Source organism: Pseudomonas sp. PA15(2017) (assembly GCF_001945395.1).
GTDB lineage: Bacteria > Pseudomonadota > Gammaproteobacteria > Pseudomonadales > Pseudomonadaceae > Aquipseudomonas.
The window spans coordinates 291079-307421 of record NZ_MSXV01000050.1 but is presented as its reverse complement, the minus strand read 5'-3'; the positions used below and the strand labels follow the sequence as shown (position 1 = coordinate 307421).

Below are 16343 nucleotides of genomic sequence, written 5' to 3'. Positions count from 1 at the left end.
GGCGGCGCAATTCAGTCGGTCTCATCGTCACGGATCAGCACGTAACTGCTGCCGTTCTCGTCGTCCAGGCGCTCGCAAACGAAGTACATCCCGACCTTGCCCGCGTGCATGGCGGCCAGCAGGTCACCGGCCTGCGGCGTGAAAAAGGCCTTGGAGCCCGGCTTGGCTTCGCAGGCGATCAGCGCGGTGACGAACAATGCCGGGTCGGTGCCGTCGAAGTAATCCTCGCGCTCGGCGGCGTCCCATTCCTGGGGCGGCTCGAAGGGGCCGGTGAACAGCACCTTGGCATCGCCCAGGTCTTCTTCCTCGGCGTCCAGGTCGTCCTCGTCCGGGCGATAGACCGTGCAATCCAGGGCGTCGGCGGCGTCCAGCACGTGCTGGCGGTTTAGGTCATCGGCTAGGGACACGGTAGCTCCGCTGGTTCAGTGAATGAAGGCGCCAGTGTGCGGCGGCGCACCGCCCGCTGCAATCGTCGTCTGTGCATTTCCTCGGCGTCGGGAACCTGCGATGCTGCGGCAACCGTGAACACAGCAACGAGCAGAGCCATGAAGATCAGTTCGGATTTCGACAGCGGCAACATCCTCGTGCAGGACGCCAGCGACCCGCACAAGGTGCTGCTGGCCATGCGCAAGGACCTCAACAGCGACCATTTCCAGTGGTTTCATTTTCATGTCGAGGGCCTGACTCCAGGTGCGCGCCACGACTTCAGCATCACCAATGCCGGGCAGTCGGCCTACAGCCATGCCTGGACGGGCTACAACGCCGCCGCCTCGTATGATCAGCAGACCTGGTTCCGGGTGCCGAGCCGTTTCGAGAATGGCGTGCTGCACTTCGGTCTGGAGTCTGAGCAGGCGCAGATCTGGTTCGCCTACTTCGAGCCCTACAGCCGCGCACGACATGCCGCGCTGATCGAGCAGGCGCTGGCTTTGCCGGGTGTCGAATTGCATGCCTGCGGTCGCAGCCTCGAAGGCCGTGACATCGAGCTGCTGCGCGTGCATCGCCATGGGGGCGCGACGCGCAAGGTATGGATCATCGCCCAGCAGCATCCGGGCGAGCACATGGCCGAATGGTTCATGGAGGGCATCGTCAGACGCCTTGGCGATGCCGGCGATAGTGAACTGGACGCCTTGCTGCAGCAGGCCGATCTGTACCTGGTGCCGAACATGAATCCGGATGGCGCCTTCCGCGGCCATCTGCGCACCAGTGCGGCGGGGCAGGACCTGAACCGTGCGTGGCAGTCGGCGAGTGCCGAGCGCAGCCCGGAAGTGCTGTTCGTGCAGCAGGCGATGCGCGAGGTGGGCGTGGACCTGTTTCTGGATATCCACGGCGACGAGGAAATTCCCCATGTGTTCACCGCCGGCTGCGAAGGCAACCCGGGCTTCACGCCACGCCTGGAGGCTCTGGAAACCGAGTTCCGCCAGCGCCTGGTGGACAGCGGCGCCGAGTTCCAGACGCGCTTCGGCTACCCGCGCAGTGCGCTAGGCCAGGCCAATCTGAACCTGGCCTGCAATGCCGTCGGACAGGAGTTCGACTGCCTGTCGTTCACCCTGGAGATGCCCTTCAAGGACCATGACGACACGCCGAATCCAACGACCGGCTGGAATGGCGAGCGCTCGATGAAGCTGGCCGCCGACATGCTCGGCGTGATCGGCCAGATGGTCGGCCGCCTGCGCTGATCAGGCATGCTCGTGCAGGGTGCCTTGTTCATCCTGCGCGGCCTGCAGTTCCTGGAGGGTATGCATCTTTTCGGCGATTTCCCGTTCCGCTGCGGCGCGCTGCTCAGGGGGCAGGTTTTCCAATTCTTCCTCGGTCATGCCGACTTCCTTGAGAATATTGTCGCGCATTTTCTCCGCCGGCGTCATGGCCATGTAGGCCATGAATTCATCCACGGCGCTCGGCTTAGCCGGGGCTTTAGCCTCGTCGCCGGTCGACAGCGCGCCCGCGCTCTGCCCATCGCCACCGTTGGGCGGGTTGGCCGTGCTGTTGAGGGTGACGAGCATCCGCGCGAAGGCCTCGTCGTACGCCTGTTGGTGGGCGTTGGCCTCATCGCTCTTGAACGCCGGTGCGACCCGCTCGTTCTCGCGGGGTTTGCCGGGCTCGACGAGCAAGGCTGCATCGCTGCTTTTCTTGAAGTCCAGTTCCTCGGCGCGGGTGCGCTGCAGCGCAGTGCTCATGCCGTAGTGGGTGAGCGAACCGATGATGCTCATGGCGTGCCTCCTTGACCGTGAGCCTGTAACTCGGCAAGGCCTGTGCCATGCCGTTGCGTGGTGGTAACTGGCTGATATAAATAGCTATTTTTTTAGGTGCCGATGCCCGAAAGGCAGGCTTTTGCCACGGGCGGCAAGCGGCTGCCGGCCGGTTTCAGGCGGGCGGGTCGAAAAGGCCGCGTTGGCCAAGGACGGGTACCTGCCGGGCTGGCGCCGACTGCGGGTGCGTTGTCGGTTGCCGGATCATCGCCGGCATCGGCGTTTGCGGTACCCGGCTGCGTTGCACCTGCCACCAGCCCGGCAGCAGGGCACGCACCTCCGGTTGGGTGAAACGGTCGTCCATCAGGTGCACCACGCCGCTGTCCTGGGGCGTGCGGATTACCCGCCCGGCAGCCTGCACGACCTTCTGCAGGCCGGGGTACAGATAGGTGTAGTCGTAGCCGCTGCCGAACATCTCGGCCATGCGCAGCTTGATCTGCTCGTTGATCGGGTTGATCTGCGGCAGCCCCAGGGTGGCGATGAAGGCGCCGATCAGCCGGTCGCCCGGCAAGTCGATGCCTTCACCGAACACGCCGCCGAGCACCGCGAACCCGATACCCTGGCCGCCAGGCTCGAAGCGCTGGAGAAACTGCTGGCGTTCGCCTTCATCCATCTGCCGCGCCTGCACCCAGCGCGTGAGCTGCGGGTGCTGGTGGTCGAACAGTTCCAGCACCTGTTGCAGGTAGGCGTAGCTGCTGAAGAACGCCAGGTAGTTGCCCGGGCGCTCGCTGAACTGCCGCGCCATCAGCGCCACGATGGGCGCCAGGGAGCGTTCGCGGTGCTGGTAGCGGGTGGACAGGTTGCTGACTGCCTGCACCTCGAGCTGCGCGGCCTGGAACGGTGATTCGACATCCACCCACGGCGTCGCCTCGGGCAGGCCGAGCAGGTCGGCGTAGTAGTGGGCCGGGCTCAGGGTGGCGGAAAACAGCGTGGTGCTGTGGCTGTCTTCGAAGCGCGGTGCCAGGAACGGCGCCGGCACTACGTTGCGCAGGCACAGCACGGAGTGGCTACGGCCACGCAAATCCGCCTGGCGGCTGATATCGAACAGCGAATGCGCGCCGAAGGCTTCGGCCAGCCGGCAGAAAGCCATGGCGTCGAGGTAGAACTGCAACAGCTCGCCATCGTTGCCGGTGGGCTGGTCGGTCAGGTGGTCGGTGAGCGCGCTGACCGCTTTCTGCAGGGACAGGAGCAGCAGGTCCGGCGGCTGCGGATAGGTCTGGTAATCCTCGCGCTGCTCCTTGTGCAGCTGCTTCCAGTGCCGGCTGATGCGCGTCAATACCGCGTTCAGACCCTTGGGTGCGTTGCTGCGCATGGCCTCGAAGCGTGCCTGGTCGAGCTCGGCGCTGTACATGCGCCGGGCGCGCTCGATCAGGTTGTGGGCCTCGTCGACCAGCAGCGTCACCCGCCATTCGTTGATCAGCGTGAGGCTGTAGAGCAGGGCGCTGAGGTCGAAGTAATAGTTGTAGTCGCACACCACCACGTCGGCCCAGTGGGTCAGCTCCTGGCTCAGGTAATAAGGGCACACTTCATGTTGCAGGGCGATTTCGCGCACTGCAGCCTGGTCCAGCCAGACGCGCTCGACCGCCGCCTGGCGGGCAGCCGGCAGGCGGTCGTAGAATCCACGCGCGAGTGGGCAGGATTCGCCATGGCAGGCCTTGTCCGGGTGCTCGCAGGCCTTGTCCCGCGCCACGTGTTCCAGCACGCGCAGGGGCAGGGCGTCGCCGCGCAGAATCTGCAGGGCGTGCAGCGCCAACTGGCGGCCCGGGGTCTTGGCTGTCAGGAAGAACAAACGGTCGAGCTGCTTTTCCGGGAACGCCTTGAGCTGCGGAAACAGCGTGCCCAGGGTCTTGCCGATGCCGGTGGTGGCCTGGGCCATCAGACAGTGGCCGTCACGGGCGGCGCGGTAAACCGCCTCGGCCAGTTGCCGCTGGCCAAGGCGGAACTCGGCGTGGGGAAAGCGCAGCTCGCCCAGTGCGGCATCGCGGCTCAGGCGGTGTGCCTGTTCCTGCTCGGCCCAGGTGATGAAGCGCTGGCACTGCGTCTCGAAGAAGGCCTGCAGCTCGGTGGCCGTGCGGGTTTCGCGAAACACGCTTTCCTTCTGGGTCAGCACGTTGAAATACACCACGGCGAGGCCGATCTGCGGCAGGCCGCGGCTCTGGCAGAGCAACCAGCCGTACACCCGCGCCTGGGCCCAGTGCAGTTGGCGATGGTTGTCGGGAATACGGGCGATGTCGCCGCGGTGGGTCTTGATCTCCTCGAGCAGGTTGCTCAGCGGGTCGAAACCGTCGGCCCGGCCGCGCACCTGCAAGGAGGCGAATTGCCCGGCCAATGGCACCTCGGCCTCGTAGTGCTCGCCGCGCCGGGCGACCACCGTGGCGTGGCCGGCCATGCCCTCCTGGGCGGTGGGCGAGGGCGTGAAGCGCAGGTCGAGGTCGCCGCATTTGGCGGTGAACTCGCACAGGGCGCGCACCGCCACGCGGTAACTCACGCGTCGGCCCACTGCACGTAGCAGACGTCCACCGGCATGTCGTGCTCGGCGCAGAACGCCAGCCAGCGCCGTTGGTTGTCCTGCAGGCGATCGCCGGGGCCTTTCACCTCGATCATCCGGTAGCGCTTCTCCTCGGGCCAGAACTGGATCAGATCCGGCATGCCCGAGCGGTTGGCCTGGATATCGCCGAGCAAGCGGCGAAACCAGGCCTGCAAATGCGCCGCCGGCAGGCAGTCCAGGGCCTGCTCGAGCAGCGTTTCGCTGAGCACGCCCCAGTACACGAACGGCGACTGGATGCCGAACTTGTCGCGGTACATCTGGCGAATGCTGTTGCGGTAGCGCTGGTCGTCCAGCTGCGCCAGGCATTCGGCGAACAGCGCGCGGCGGCGTGGGTAGAAGTCGGCGGTGAGCAGGTCCGCCGGGCCATGCTGGAATGGATGAAAGAATGCACCGGGAATGGCGGCGAAGATCGCCGGCCAGCAGAGCAGCCCGAACAGGCTGCAGATCAGCGTGTTCTCGACGTAGTGCACCGGCGCTTCGGTGCGCTGCAGGTGCAGCTGCACCCGCTGCTCGACCGACAGCATGGGCGTTCTGGGCAGTTGCAGATCCAGGCGCGCCGGAGGCTGCGCCTTGCTGCGTTTTTGCGTCGGCAGGCCCAGATGACGAGCCAGGCGCAGCAGGGCCCGTTCGGCCAGCTGCAGCTCGCCGTCGCTGACCGGTTCGGCGACCGCCTGGCTGGCCAGCTCGAAGGCCTCGCGGTGCTGCAGGGTGCGCTCCAGCACGCGGATGCGCCGTTGCCGCGCCGCGTCATAACCACTGCTGGCGTAAACCTGCAGGGCCAGATCGAACGCTGCGCAGCGTTCCAGATGCTGGCCGATGCGAAACAGCAGCTTGGCGCGACGCTCGGCGATGTAGGGATTGTCGTAGCGGCGCGCGTCGATGCAGGCGAGCAGTGCATCGCTGATTTCACCGGTTTCGAAGGCTTCGCGGCAGCGTTGCAGGTGCAGATAGTCGTCGACGTCCTCGCGGCAGCGCAGGGCTCGCGAGTCCGCCGGAAAGTCCACCCGCTCGTAGCGGAAGATGCCCAGGTCGGCGAGCACGAACTCCGACCACTCCTGGCGCAGGTTGCCAAAGAACATCAGGCGCAGGCGCTCGCTCAGGTCATCGATGGTCAGGCTGTAAAGGGCGTCGTCGAGAGCCGGGCACCAGCCAGCGAACGGCTGGCTGGCCTGGAACTGCTCGGCGAGCTGCAGGGCCAGATCGTCCTTGCGGGCGCGCCGGTCGCTGAGCTGGGCGGCGAAGCTGGCGACGATCTCATCCTTGCGCAGCAGGCCCAGCAGCTCGTCGAGTGGTAACGGTGCGTCGTCGAGTACCCAGCCAGTGGCGATCAGCGCTGCAGCGGCGCGGCGACAGCAACCGATCTCCTCGTAATTGAGTTTGCTGGCGCGAAAGTGCACACCCTTGCGCATGATCATCCGCACCAGCAGGGCCTGGGCCGACCAGTCGAGGGCATCGAAGGCCTGTAGAAAAGCCTGTTCGCGGGCGTCGAGCAGGTCGGCATGGCGATCGCCGATCCAGGCCAGGGCCTTGCGAAAGTTGTGCAGGTAATAGAAACGCGGATCAATGCTTGAAGACATGAGGCAGGCAGGGTACTGTTTTTTTATACAGATATCAGGCCGCCCGTCATCTGGCAATCGCCACGGGATGGACGGATGGTACAACTCACTGTCACTCGGCATCGGTCGCGGACTACACTGCACCTCCATTGCCGCCTGGAACGGGCCATCATGAACAGCCAGTTTGCGCCTCTCTCACCAGGCACCCTGACCGAGCGACACTACGAAATGCTGGTGCAGGCGGTGGTCGACTACGCCATCTTCATGCTCGACCCCGCTGGCTTCGTGGTGTCCTGGAATGCTGGCGCGGCGCGCATCAAGGGCTATGACGCAGCCGAGGCGATCGGCCAGCACCTGTCCGTTTTCTACACCGATGAAGACCGCCAGGAAGGCAAACCTGCTTGCCTGCTTGAACAGGCATTACGCGAAGGCCGTGCCCAGGATGAAGGCTGGCGGGTGCGCAAGGACGGCACGCGTTTCTGGGCACTGGTGGTGATCGATGCGATCTGCAACGAGCAGGGGGAGGTCATCGGCCTGGCGAAGATCACCCGCGACATCACCGACCGCCGCGAAGCCCAAGGCCGTTACGACACCCTGCGTGCCCAGCTGTTCCAGGCCCAGAAACTGGAGGCCCTTGGCCAGTTGAGTGGCGGCATGGCCCACGATTTCAACAACCTGCTGACCATCATCCTCGGTGCTGCCAAGCTGGCCAGCCGTACCGACGATCCCGAGCGCCTGGCCAGCCTGCTGGACAACATCCAGACGGCCGGCGAGCGGGGCGCGCAGATGACCCGCAATCTACTGACCTTCGCCCGCAGCGAGCCCAAGCACAGCCGCCAGGTCGACCTTAACGAGCTGCTGGATTCGGCTGCCACCTTCTTCAGCCAGGCGCTGCCCAAAACCATGACCCTGCAGATGCAGGTGGACGATGCCTTGCACACCGTGGAGCTGGACCCCAGCGAGCTGGAAATGGCCCTGCTCAATCTGGTTCTCAATGCCCGCGATGCCATGGGCGGCGCAGGCACGGTGCAGTTGCAGGCGCGTAACCAGCAACTGGCGGGGGAGGTGGACGGCCTGCAAGGTGCCTTCGTGATGATCGCCGTAGCGGATCGGGGTTGCGGTATCGACCCGGCGATTCGTCCACGGCTGTTCGAGCCGTTCTTTACCACCAAGGGTGTCGGCAAGGGAACCGGGCTCGGCCTTTGCCAGGTCTATGGGTTTGCCCGCCAGGCGGGTGGCGGGGTACAAATCGACAGCGTCAGCGGCCAGGGAACGACCATGGCGCTTTACCTGCCGGCCTCCTCGGCTCACGCGCAAGATACGCTGGCATGAACATGGTAGTATCGCCAATCACCTTTTCAGCCAGCGCTGCGGGGCTTGGGAAGCGCGTGTGTCGACCCGGGCCATATTTGCGTAAATTCGACTGAGGCAAGCCAGATCTTGGAACAGCTACAACGCCTTCAAAGTGGGATCGAGGGACTTGACGCTCTGTTGAAGGGCGGTCTGGTGGCCGGTGCATCCTATATCGTTCAGGGGCGCCCTGGCTCAGGCAAGACGATTCTCGCCAACCAGGTCGCGTTCAATCACGTGCGCGACGGGGGCCGTGTGCTGGTCGCCACCCTGCTGGCAGAGTCCCACGAAAGGCTCTTTCAATTCCTTTCCACGATGACGTTCTTCGACCCGACCAAGGTCGGCGCCGACATCCAGTTTGTCAGCGCCTTCGACACGCTGGAAAACGAGGGCCTCGACGAGGTCGTCAAGTTGCTGCGGCGCGAGATCAGTCGTCAGAAGGCCACCTTGCTGATCGTCGACGGCCTGCTCAACGCCCGCTCCAAGGCCGAGAATCAGATCGACACCAAGAAATTCATTTCCGAGCTGCAGGGCCATGCGGCGTTCGCGGGCTGCACGGTGCTGTTCCTGACCAGCTCGCGGCTGGACGACGGCAGCCCGGAGCACACCATGGTCGATGGCGTGATCGAACTGGGCGAAGAGCTGTTCGGCGCCCGCTCGGTACGTCGCATTCACCTGCGCAAGACCCGCGGCAGCGGCGCCTTGTCCGGCCTGCACGAGTGCGAGATCACCGATGACGGACTGGTGATACACCCACGCCTGGAGAGCCTGTACAGCCATCCGAGCCAACCGGACAGCGATACGCTGCAGCGCGTCTCCAGTGGCATAAGCAGCCTGGACGACCTGGTCGGTGGCGGGCTGTCGGCGTCGTCGGTCACTCTGATCATGGGGCCGGCAGGCGTCGGCAAGACCACTCTGGGGCTGAATTTCCTGGCGCAATCCACAGTCGAGGAGCCGGGCCTGCACTTTGGCTTCTATGAAACGCCGCAGCGCCTGCGTCTCAAGGCCCAGGCCCTGGGCATCGATCTGAATGCACTGGAAGCCAGCGGCGCGTTGCACATCATGTGGCAGCCTACCACCGAGGGGTTGATCGACGGTCTGGGCGCACGGGTCATCAGGGCGGTGCGCGAGAAGGGCATCAAGCGCCTGCATATCGACAGTCTCGGCGGCATGGCCCGTGTGGCCACCAGCAGCGCGCGACTGATCGAGTTCTACAGCGCATTGATGAGCCAACTGCGCGCCATGGGTGTCACGGTATTCGCCACCTGGGAAATGCGCGACCTTTTCGCTGCCGAGATCAACGCGCCGGCACCGGAGTTGTCGAGCATCGTCGATAACCTGATCCTGATGCGCTTCGTGGAAAAAGACGCTGAACTAAAGCGGCTCCTGTCCATCCTTAAGGTGAGGGACAGCCGTTACGATCCCTCGTTATTGGAAGTGGTCATCAGTGATCATGGTATTGAACTCAGCAAGGCCTTCAGACATGCGGCTGGTGCGCTGTCGGGCAATGCCGTCCCTGCGCAGGACGCCTGAGCCATGTGTGCCTGACCGAGCCGAAGAACTATGACAACCATCCTGATAGTCGACGACGAATACCTGATAGCGGATATTCTCGGCTATGCCATGGAAGACGAAGGCTACATGGTGGTGAAGGCCAGCAATGGCCGGCGCGGCCTCGAGGTGCTCGACCGTGAGCGCCCCGAGCTGGTGATCACCGATTTCATGATGCCGGTCATGGATGGTCTCGAATTTGCCCGGGCCGTTCGCGCCAGGCCCGGCTCGGCGGAGTTGCCGATCATTCTCATGAGTGGCGCCCAGGGCAGCGTCGGGCGCGCCAGCCCCGAGCTGTTCGCCGCGGTGTTCGACAAGCCCTTCGATATCAACTTGGTCATCGCCAAGGTCAAGGAATTGATCGGCCCGAGCTGATCGCGCGGTTCAGCAACTCCCTCGCTCTCCTGATTCAAGCGGAACGCCTCTGGGCCGTAGCGGTCGAACGCTGCGCAAGCCAAGGCGCGTGTTCGTGTGCCCCGAAAAAAGTCGTGTGTCGAGAGTGCGAAATCCATGGATGAAGGTGCAGGGCGGGCGTCGGTCGATGCCAGATTGCCCGTCGCGAAGTCGGTATCGCGAATGGGTGGCCGTGATCGTCTGATCACTGCTGGGCGTGCCAAGAAGTTCGTCCAGACGCCGCACCAGCGCACTGGCGTCGATGCGGGGAACATGTCGATGAGCATCCTGATTTGCAGCGACGAGTCCCGCCAACTGGTACCGCTACTCGAGCCGCTCGGCGCCACCTGCCGGGTAGTCCACGACCTTGCGGCAATCCTCGAAGCCCTGGACGAACAGGTCGATGCCGTGCTGCTGGCCGAGCAGCTGTTCGCTGAGGCGGATGATGGGCAACTCGCCCGGTTCGCCGAGTCGACCGTTCCGTTGGTGATTCTCGGTGCGGCCGGTCACGCTCAGCTGCCGTCGCTGACCAGCCGCGGTGCCCCCTTGCTGGTGGAGCCCCCTTTCACCGCTCGCGCCCTGTGCAGTGCGGTGCTGGCGCTGAAGGGCCGCTCACGAGCGGATCCTGAACACCGCTCGCCTGACGAGGAACTGGCCTTGCAGCAGAGCCAGCGGATGGACGCCGTTGAGTCGGTGGTCGATGGCGTTGCCCATGACTTCAACAACATGCTGACCGGCGTCATTGGCGCGCTCGACATCATGAAACGGCATCTAGCCGCCGGGCGCTTCGATGACCTGCCGCGCTTCATCGAGGCGGCGAGCATTTCTGCCGACCGCGCCAGTGCGCTGACCCAGCGCTTGCTGACGCTTTCCCATCGTCAGCCGCTGGCGGCGCGACCCGTCGAAGTGGCCCCGCTGCTGGTATCGCTGGAGGCGCTGATCAGGCGCTCCATCGGCGATGGCATCTCCCTGCAGGGCGACTATCAGCATGGCGCCGTGCGCGTGCTTGCCGATGCCCGGCAATTGGAAAGTGCGATGCTCAGCCTGGCCATCAATGCCCGTGATGCCATGCCGGACGGCGGGCAGATCGGCCTGCACACGTCGCTCGTCGATCTGCAGCAGGAAAACCGTGCGGCCTTGCCGGATCTGAAAGCCGGCCGCTATCTGCTGATCGCGCTGTCGGATACCGGCAGCGGCATGAGCAGCGAAACCCTGGAGCGGGTCTTCGATCCCTTCTTCACCACCAAATCGGTGGGTCAGGGCAGTGGCCTGGGGTTGCCCATGGTGCATGGCTTCGCACGCCAGAGCGGCGGCCAGGTGACCATTCACAGCGAGCCCGCGGTAGGCACCACGGTGCGTCTCTACCTGCCGGTGGTCGAGGCGCCGCTCCGCGAGGCCGACAGGCCAGCCAACGAGGCGCCACAGGCGCGGTCGCGCATCCTGCTGGTCGAGAGCGACTCTTCGGTGTGCCTCTTGGTTGGCGAGGTAGCGGCCGAATGCGCCCATGAGCTGGTCAATGCCGCCGACCCGCAGGCAGCGCTCGATCTGCTCGATCGCGAGGTATTCGATCTGTTGATTACCGATGTCAGCCTGCCCGGGATCAGCGGTGTACAGCTAGCCAAGGCCGCGCAGGGTGTGCGCCCCGGCTTGTCGGTTCTGCTGGTCGTCGCTGCGTCGGATATCGGGCAGCTGGCTGCGGCGCCTGCATTGAGAAGTATCGCCAAACCATTCTCCATGCGCGAACTGAGCGAGACCCTCGGAGAGCTGTTGCCAGAGCGACTCTGACCGCCCGCGGCGCCCTGCCACGGCCTTTCGGCAACTTTTTTCACGCAAAGCAGGCGGATGCGGAATCAAAGCGTTGCGCCGTAGTCCTAAACCCTGACAACGAATAGCGGCACCCAGAACGCCGCCTCCAACACCCTCGAAGCACCGGGTTGGATGTCGAACCGTTGCAGCGCCAGAAGCCGTTTTTTTATGCCTGCGCCCGAACCGAGCAGCAGTGCGTGCGGTGGGTTGCCAAGGGAAGGGATGCTGCTCTCTGCATGACCTCGATGAGCATTCACGGGTGTGCAGATGCGTGCGGTTCGGTTGCTAACTGCCAGCGTCAATCAATCGAGTGTCGCCGTACCGTTACGGCGATTGTGGGGGAGATATTAACCATTGAACGGTAATCACAGCCTATGAAAATGTTGAAGGAATCCCTCAAGAAGGTCTTGCCGCGGGACAGTATCGATAACCTCAAGGCCTTGCAGAAGAAATTTGCCATCGGCTGGATCCGCGCGCTGTCGCGCTCGGCCATGTTGCGCCGTTTTCATTACTCGTTCTTCTCCTCGGCTTTCGACCGCGAAGCCTACGCGGTAGTGGTCGGCCACCTGCAGCATGAGCAGAACCTCTCCGGCGCCGAGCCGGTGAACTACTTCCTGCGTCGCGCCGTACACCGCATCGAGAAGGGCCTGATCATGCAGCCGCGGCGCCAGGTGTTTGCCCTCGATTACATCAACGACACCGTGGACAGCTACATCGCCTCGCTCAACGGCAACGTGGATCGCGACGAGGTCAGCTGGGCCCATGACGTGCTTGCCGAGTACTTCGCCGTCACCGGCGATCATCCGGTGCTCAACCGTGCCCGCGAGAAATTCGCCCGTTTCGAGCGCCCCAGCGGCTCACCGGAAACCCTGCGCCACCCGGACGCCGAGCGCGTGCCGTTTGCCGCCGACGTGAGCGCGCCGAGCGTGGATTTCACCGCCATGCGTCAACTGGCCATGAAGCGTCGCTCGGTGCGCTGGTATCAGCAGGATCGCCCGGTACCGCGCGAGGTGATCGACAAGGCCGTGGAAGTCGCCGTGCAGTCGCCAAGTGCCTGCAACCGCCAGCCTTATCGCTTCATGGTGTTCGATGACCCGACGTCGGTGGCTCAAGCCTCGCGCCTGCCCATGGGCGTGGCCGGTTTCGATCACAATTTCCCGGCCATCGTCGCCGTGGTCGGTCGCCTGCGCGCCTACCCGCACGTACGTGATCGCCACGTGATCTATATCGACGGGGCCCTGGCGGCGATGTCCTTCATGTTCGCGCTGGAGACCCAGGGTGTGTCGTCGTGCTCGATCAACTGGCCGGACATCCCCGAGCGAGAAGAGGCGGCGGCCAAGCTGCTCAAGCTCGACCCGGACGAGCGTATCGTGATGTTCATTTCCCTGGGCTACGCCGCCGATACCGGCCTGGTGCCGTATTCGCAGAAGCTCTCGCTGGAGGAAGCCCGCAGTTATATGCGCCTGGAGACGCCCGCTCGATGAGTGCCTCGCGTGTCCAGGAGGGCATGAAGTACCTCCTCAATTCCGGCTGGATGCTGGCCGAGAAATTCCTCATGTTGGCCATCGGCCTGGCCACTACGGTGGTGCTGGCGCGCTACCTGGGGCCCGAGGATTTCGGTTACCTGAACTACGCACTGGCGCTGCTGGGACTGCTCAGCATCGTCGTGCACCTGGGGCTCACCGGCCTGGTGGTCAAGGAGCTGCGCAGCAACCCGGACAACGAAGACCAGATTCTGTCCACGGTATTCGTGATCAAGGTAGGCTGCTCGGTGATCGCCTTCGCGATCATGATGAGTACCTACCTGTTCGGTAACGACCAGAACTTCCTGGTGCTGCTGTTCACCGCCCTGGCACTGTTCTTCACCCCGTTCGAAATGCTCATCGACTGGTTCCAGGCGCGGGTGCAGGCCAAGTACGCGGCGGTCGCCGGCTTCGTCGGCCAGCTGGGTGGCAATGGCCTGAAGATGATCCTGGCCATCGCCGGCGCGGGTCTGGTGTACATCGCCCTGGCTCACGTGGTGGTGGTCATGGTCACCTCGGCGATCCTGGTCTGCTACGCGGTGATGCTCAAGCGCGATTTCCGCTTCGACTTTTCCTGGCCATTGGGCAAGACCCTGCTCAAGAAGAGTTTCCTCATCTTCCTGGGCTCGCTGTCGGCGGTGATCTACCTCAAGGTCGACCAGATCATGCTGCAGTACATGCTCGGCGAATACGCCGTGGGCGTGTACTCGGCGGCGTCGCGGCTGTCCGAAGCCTGGTACCTGATTCCGACCATTCTCATGGCGTCGGTCTTCCCGAAGATGATCGACCTGCACAAGACCGACACCGCCGGCTACAACCGCTTCATGCAGGTCGCGATGGACGTGCTGTTCTTCATGGCCTTCGCCCTGGCCGTGGTGGTGTTCTTCCTTTCCGACTGGATCGTGCACCTGCTGTATGGCGCCCAGTACGCCGATGCCGGCCCGGTGCTGGCGATCCACATCTTCGCCGCGACCTTCGTGTTCATGCGTGCGCTGTTCAGCAAGTGGATCATCATCGAGGAAGCCTTCATCTTTTCCTTGGTCACCCAGGGCCTCGGCGCACTGAGCAACATCGTCCTCAATTACTACCTCATCCAGAGTCACGGTGTGGTCGGCTCGGCCTGGGCGACGCTGATTTCCTATTCCATCGCCGGTTACGTGAGCTTGCTGCTGTCACGCAAGACCCGGCCGCTGTTCATCATGATGACCAAAAGTATTTGCCTGCACGTGTTCCTAAGCGTGCCCCAGTTGATTCGTGAATTCAGGAGAACGTGATATGTACGTCGAGATTCGCAAAGCCGGTTTCGTCAACAAGGGGGCTGCGCTGATGCTGCACGCCGCCCTGCAGCAAGTGCGCAAGAACCTTCCGGCTGCCAAGGTGGTGATGGAGCCCGGCCGGGCCAATAGCCCCTATCCCTATTTCAACCGCGCCTCCCTGGGGCTGTACCAGAAGGCCTGGCTGTGGCGTAAGGGCATCCCCTTCGGCGACCTGGCGGCGCTGGTGCCGGCCGGCATTCGCGAGCAGTACGGCATCGTGCTCGACAAGGACATCAACGTGGTGCTGGACGCCGCCGGCTTCGCCTACAGCGACCAGTGGGGCCCGGATCTGTCCGAAGAGCTGGCGCGCTCCAGCCAGCGCTGGAAGAAGCAGGGCTCCAAGGTGATTCTGCTGCCCCAGGCGTTCGGCCCGTTTCGCGACCCGCGCAGCCGTGAGGCGGTGAAGGCGTTCGTCGACAACTGCGACCTGATCTTCGCCCGCGAACAGATCTCCTACGACTACCTCACCGAGATCGTCGGCGAGCGCGACAACATCAAGATCGCCCCGGACTTCACCAACCTGATCTCGGGCCCGGTGCCGGACTATTTCGACCCGCAGATCCACCAGATCTGCCTGGTGCCCAACTGCCGCATGCTCGACAAGACCGACGACAGCGTCGCCAAGGGCTATGCGCCGTTCCTCGAGCGCGCTGCCAAGGCGCTGGTCGAGCGGGGCGCCAAGCCGTTCCTGCTGATCCACGAAGGCGAGGGCGATGCGCGCCTGGCCGAGCAGGTATCCAAGGCCGTAGGTGGTTTGCCGATCCTGCGCGAGACCGATCCGCTGGCCATTAAGGGCATCCTCGGCGCTTGCCGTGGCACTCTGGGCAGCCGCTTCCACGGTCTGGTCAGTGCGCTGTCCCAGGGCGTGCCGTCGCTGGCCACCGGTTGGAGCCACAAGTACCAGATGCTCTTCGCCGACTACGGGTTCTCCGAGGGCGTGCTGGACATCAATCTGAGCGACGAGGAGCTGAACCGTGCCCTCGACAACCTTACCGATCCGCTGCAGATGCAGGCGCTGTCTGCGCGCTTGAACGCGCACTCCGCGGAGCTGAAGACCCGTACTCAGGCGATGTGGAATGAGGTGTTCGCGCTGATCGAGCAGGGCCGCGGTGTGGGTAGCGAGAAGCCGGTCGCGGTTGCCGCAGGGCGTTGAACGTATAAGAGCGATGCAGCATCCGCTGCGTCGTCTTTTCCAGCGAGCCAGATAAAGGTTCTTCCCGCTGTTGGGAAGCGTCTGGTTGAGACCGGACTGGCAAATCAGTGTGCGCTGCCGATGACTTGGCACTCTCCATTAGCATGCCGCCTGGCCGGATGGGTTTCGCCCCTTACGGGCGAGTCACTTGATTCGCTGCGCTCACCCTTCGGGCCAGCCTACGGCTGTTACTTCGCTGCGCTTCGTAGCTCTTGCTTGCCCAAGAGAAAGTAACCAAAGAGAAGGGCACCCCACCATCCGGGCTAGGCGCCCCCGCCCTGCTGCGCCGGGGTTCCCTCATTCCATCACCACTCCAGGGGCACGCTGCGAAGGGCCATCCCTGGCCCATCGCAGCTCTCGCGGCATCCATGTCGCTCAACCCCTTACGTGGCGATTCCATTCGGCCTCCTGAAGGGGAGGACTTGGGCGTCGCCTGTGCGATCGCAGCTCAAAAGCAAAAGCAGACGCCGCTAAGCTTGAGCCCGTGGAAATCTCGCAAGCTCGCGCTCCGGTCCCGTCAGGAGGCCGAGTGGAGGTGTCGTGTAGGGGAGCGAGCCGCAGGGATGCGGCGAGAGGCTTAATGGGCCAGGGATGGCCCATGTAAGCCGGCCCCCGGAGCGGCGCTGGAGCGAGGGAAGTTTCGCGCAGCGAAACCCGGATGTCGGGGTGCCCTTCTTTGGCACACCTTTCTTGGGCAAGCAAGAAAGGTGTGGCGCCCGTAAGGGGCGCAACACAAAGGTTCAGCAGACGCGGTAACGGATAGTGCCAAGTCAGTAAGTGATACGCACACAAACTTGCCAGTCCGGTGCCAAGACTGATTTTCCTGAGATTCCGCGAAGCACAAAAACGCCCGGACGATGCA

General features: G+C 63.9%; 12 protein-coding genes. 8 read left to right on the top strand and 4 right to left on the bottom strand.

Annotated features, from left to right (window positions below; genetic code table 11):
• Positions 1–11 precede the first annotated feature (11 nt).
• The gene (locus tag BVH03_RS16870; RefSeq protein ID WP_075962240.1) at positions 12–407 is read right to left on the bottom strand and encodes a hypothetical protein; all 396 of its coding nucleotides are present in this window, start codon (positions 405–407) and stop codon (positions 12–14) included.
• Positions 408–545: 138 nt separating this feature from the next.
• On the opposite strand from BVH03_RS16870, the gene BVH03_RS16865 reads away from it, so the two are divergent.
• A complete protein-coding gene (locus BVH03_RS16865; protein ID WP_075962239.1) occupies positions 546–1676 on the top strand; it encodes a M14-type cytosolic carboxypeptidase in 1131 nt (376 codons plus the stop codon).
• On the opposite strand, the gene BVH03_RS26400 is transcribed toward BVH03_RS16865, so the two are convergent.
• From BVH03_RS26400 to BVH03_RS16850, 3 genes are all read right to left on the bottom strand, one after another.
• Complete coding sequence (locus BVH03_RS26400; RefSeq protein WP_075962238.1) at positions 1677–2207, bottom strand: hypothetical protein; 531 nt, start codon at positions 2205–2207, stop codon at positions 1677–1679. It abuts the gene before it with no gap.
• 154 nt (positions 2208–2361) lie between these two features.
• Positions 2362–4734, bottom strand: a complete 2373-nt coding sequence (locus BVH03_RS16855; protein WP_075962237.1) for an ATP-dependent DNA helicase — start codon at positions 4732–4734, stop codon at positions 2362–2364.
• Positions 4731–6371 (bottom strand): VRR-NUC domain-containing protein, encoded by a 1641-nt coding sequence (locus BVH03_RS16850; protein WP_075962236.1) that lies wholly within the window; start codon positions 6369–6371, stop codon positions 4731–4733. The genes BVH03_RS16855 and BVH03_RS16850 overlap by 4 nt, the downstream gene beginning before the upstream one ends.
• 150 nt (positions 6372–6521) lie before the next feature.
• Between BVH03_RS16850 and BVH03_RS16845 the strand changes: the two genes are divergently transcribed.
• From BVH03_RS16845 to BVH03_RS16815, 7 genes are all read left to right on the top strand, one after another.
• Positions 6522–7682: a nitrogen regulation protein NR(II) gene (locus BVH03_RS16845; protein WP_075962235.1), complete on the top strand. Its 1161-nt coding sequence runs from the start codon at positions 6522–6524 to the stop codon at positions 7680–7682.
• Between the two features lie 108 nt (positions 7683–7790).
• A complete protein-coding gene (locus BVH03_RS16840) occupies positions 7791–9233 on the top strand; it encodes an ATPase domain-containing protein (RefSeq protein ID WP_083640086.1) in 1443 nt (480 codons plus the stop codon).
• Between the two features lie 30 nt (positions 9234–9263).
• A complete protein-coding gene (locus BVH03_RS16835) occupies positions 9264–9626 on the top strand; it encodes a PleD family two-component system response regulator (protein ID WP_075931967.1) in 363 nt (120 codons plus the stop codon).
• Positions 9627–9761: 135 nt separating this feature from the next.
• Positions 9762–11429, top strand: coding sequence for an ATP-binding protein (locus BVH03_RS16830; RefSeq protein ID WP_083640085.1), 1668 nt, complete (start codon positions 9762–9764; stop codon positions 11427–11429).
• A gap of 395 nt (positions 11430–11824) precedes the next feature.
• The gene (locus tag BVH03_RS16825; RefSeq protein WP_083640084.1) at positions 11825–12934 is read left to right on the top strand and encodes a nitroreductase family protein; all 1110 of its coding nucleotides are present in this window, start codon (positions 11825–11827) and stop codon (positions 12932–12934) included.
• The gene (locus BVH03_RS16820; protein ID WP_075962233.1) at positions 12931–14247 is read left to right on the top strand and encodes a flippase; all 1317 of its coding nucleotides are present in this window, start codon (positions 12931–12933) and stop codon (positions 14245–14247) included. Before BVH03_RS16825 ends, BVH03_RS16820 begins: the two co-directional genes overlap by 4 nt.
• 1 nt (position 14248) lies before the next feature.
• Positions 14249–15442, top strand: a complete 1194-nt coding sequence (locus BVH03_RS16815; RefSeq protein ID WP_075962232.1) for a polysaccharide pyruvyl transferase family protein — start codon at positions 14249–14251, stop codon at positions 15440–15442.
• Positions 15443–16343 lie beyond the last annotated feature (901 nt).

Coding starts and splice junctions, on each gene's coding strand:
- BVH03_RS16865 (WP_075962239.1), top strand. CDS start 546: ATGAAGATCAGTTCGGATTTCGACAGCGGCAACATCCTCGTGCAGGAC.
- BVH03_RS26400 (WP_075962238.1), bottom strand. CDS start 2,207: ATGAGCATCATCGGTTCGCTCACCCACTACGGCATGAGCACTGCGCTG.
- BVH03_RS16850 (WP_075962236.1), bottom strand. CDS start 6,371: ATGTCTTCAAGCATTGATCCGCGTTTCTATTACCTGCACAACTTTCGC.
- BVH03_RS16845 (WP_075962235.1), top strand. CDS start 6,522: ATGAACAGCCAGTTTGCGCCTCTCTCACCAGGCACCCTGACCGAGCGA.
- BVH03_RS16835 (WP_075931967.1), top strand. CDS start 9,264: ATGACAACCATCCTGATAGTCGACGACGAATACCTGATAGCGGATATT.
- BVH03_RS16830 (WP_083640085.1), top strand. CDS start 9,762: ATGGATGAAGGTGCAGGGCGGGCGTCGGTCGATGCCAGATTGCCCGTC.
- BVH03_RS16825 (WP_083640084.1), top strand. CDS start 11,825: ATGAAAATGTTGAAGGAATCCCTCAAGAAGGTCTTGCCGCGGGACAGT.
- BVH03_RS16820 (WP_075962233.1), top strand. CDS start 12,931: ATGAGTGCCTCGCGTGTCCAGGAGGGCATGAAGTACCTCCTCAATTCC.
- BVH03_RS16815 (WP_075962232.1), top strand. CDS start 14,249: ATGTACGTCGAGATTCGCAAAGCCGGTTTCGTCAACAAGGGGGCTGCG.